The following is a 2,243-nucleotide window of genomic DNA, read 5'->3' on the forward strand; positions in this document are numbered from 1 at the left end:
CGGCACCGCCAGCGAGATCCTCACCGCCACCGGCACCGAATGGCCAACACACTAAATTGGCACGACTCGGGCCAAACGCTTCGGATCACTGGCCGACGCCCGGGCGTTCTGCGAGGCGTTCTTCGGCTACTACAACCACGAGCACCGTCACTCCGGGATCGGGTTGCACACCCCGGCCTCGGTCCACCACGGCACCGTGGGCGAGGTCCGGGCGCTACGCCAGCAGACCCTCGATGCCGCCTACACCGCCCACCCCGCACGCTTCGGCCACCGCCGCCCGCAGCCACCGAGACCACCCACCGCGGCGTGGATCAACAAGCCATCACAGGAGGCCCTCATACAGACCGCCTGACGAAAACTGTCTTCACCGGCCTTGACACCTTCCGCCTCGTAGATCACGGCCGCCCGAAACAGCCCCGGGGAGATCCGCTCCTGTGAGGTGAACTGGCCACAAATCAGGATGCTTGCGTCGGCAACTCTGTGAGCCGTTTCAGCTCTATCACCTGCTTACGCATCATGATCAGGTCGCCCCAGGCAAGTGCATACCGGCGCAGTGTGGCCAGCGGCCCGGGTGGCCGGGGCACCACCAGATTCACGACAAGACGGGAGCCTGCACCTCTGGGTTCTGCACGGTAGTGCACCGTCACCGGACCGAAAAGCAAGGTGGGCATGCCCCCTTTCATGGCCACTGTCATGGAGGTACCGGGGACAACCTCGATGACTGTGAAGATGCTCATTACGGAATCACCCACCGAGACGTCCACCAGTGTGTGGTCCAGGGTTTGGGGGCTATGTCGCCCGAAGTTGTCGATCCAGTCGTAGCTGTAGGGTGCCCGGCGAAGTTGCGTGACCCAGGCGAATAGCTCATCGGGAGCGGCGGCCACGTCGATCGCCCGGATCCAGTGCTGACCTGAGCTCGCCACACTGAAATCCCCCGAAGTGAGATCAGTACCTGATGTGTTTGATGTCTTGTACCACCACCAGGGGATGCGCTGCGGCATGGGACCGGGCATGCTGTCGTTCATGCCTCGACACCCTGCAGGAATTTCGACAAGGCCTCCAGGTATGCGTCCTGGTCCTCCTTGAAAGTACTCAAGTGAGCTCCCTCGAGGACCTTGACCTGCACCCTGGGGTAGTGTTTGGCCAGCGCTTGGACCTCCCGCGTTTCAACAATAGGGTCCGAACTTCCTGAGATAAACATCATCGGGATCCAGGACATCAGTCCGGCGTTGGACGGGGGCGGCCAGGTAGCCCCCAGCAATTTGACGGCAGCGTGGGCGGTGGCTTCTTTTAGTGCCGCTTCCGATGACGGCGAGGTGAACCCGGGGATCCTCGGAAGTTTCCCGGCCCCCATGAACCCCTGGAACAGGGATTCGAGCGTTAATCCGGGGCCGCTGTCACAGACAATGGCGTCAAGGTCCACCAAACCACGTGAGGCCGCATAAACGCTGGGGAATGTGGAGAAGGAATAACCGAAAACCACTAGGTTCGAATCAAGCCCACCGGCTTCGGCGCGAAGCCATGAAACGCAGGACTCCACGTCCAGCGTGAACCTGCGCGCCATGTCCATGGCATGTAAATCTCTAGAAGACTCACCGTGGTTTCGGTGGTCGAACATGAGAACTGTGAATCCCTGACCATTGAGATGCATGGCCTGCCCCAGGGATGCCGACTTGGAGAGACCGATACCATGACCAACCACAGCCAACTTCCGCCGATCACCATGGAGCAACCAACAACCAAGCTTTTTGCCGTCTGAGGTCCGTATCAGCTTCTTCTCCCACAGGCTGATGTTGACGTCAGTGGGTGTGCGGTGAGGCATCCTGCGCTGTGGGTGCAGGAGGAGGTATGCCAGGGCGGTACCCGTTAAGTGGGTGAAAAAATTCATGCTAGCTCCATTTCGTAGTGGTGTGTAGTTGTTCTCTCATCCGCAGCCCCCGGGCTGATCGTCCAGCGGATGGGCGGCTTCTACGAGCACCATGGGTGGAGCAGACGCGGCGGGTTTCGATGCCGGGTCAAGATACGCTTCTTCCGCCATGGCCAGTCTTTCGAGCCCCCAGAACGCTTTCTTTCCCACCAAGAAGTACGGAACCCCGAAGACACCGTCCCGGTCCATCTGTATCAGAAGCGTACGGCTGATCTCCAGACCTTCCGGTGTGCGATGGAGACCCGCTAGGTGTTGTGGGGCATGAGGTTCTTGTCACGGGTGCGTTGGTGAGATGAGGAACGGGCTCCTCGCCACA

3 protein-coding genes are annotated in these 2,243 nt (G+C 60.5%); 1 reads left to right on the forward strand and 2 read right to left on the reverse strand.

What is annotated here, in order from left to right; genetic code table 11:
- Positions 1 to 55 precede the first annotated feature (55 nt).
- Positions 56 to 352, forward strand: coding sequence for an integrase core domain-containing protein (locus tag GTW58_RS15175; protein ID WP_119933822.1), 297 nt, complete (start codon positions 56 to 58; stop codon positions 350 to 352).
- Positions 353 to 455: 103 nt separating this feature from the next.
- On the opposite strand, the gene GTW58_RS12915 is transcribed toward GTW58_RS15175, so the two are convergent.
- Both GTW58_RS12915 and GTW58_RS12920 read right to left on the reverse strand, forming a co-directional pair.
- Positions 456 to 1,025 (reverse strand): hypothetical protein, encoded by a 570-nt coding sequence (locus GTW58_RS12915; RefSeq protein ID WP_119933823.1) that lies wholly within the window; start codon positions 1,023 to 1,025, stop codon positions 456 to 458.
- Positions 1,022 to 1,888 carry an alpha/beta hydrolase gene (locus tag GTW58_RS12920; protein ID WP_119933824.1) on the reverse strand — a complete coding sequence of 289 codons (867 nt, stop codon included), beginning with the start codon at positions 1,886 to 1,888 and terminating at the stop codon, positions 1,022 to 1,024. The genes GTW58_RS12915 and GTW58_RS12920 overlap by 4 nt, the downstream gene beginning before the upstream one ends.
- Positions 1,889 to 2,243 lie beyond the last annotated feature (355 nt).

The sequence above is a fragment of the Kocuria subflava genome, assembly GCF_012163155.1.
In the GTDB taxonomy this organism is placed as follows: Bacteria; Actinomycetota; Actinomycetes; order Actinomycetales; family Micrococcaceae; genus Kocuria; species Kocuria subflava.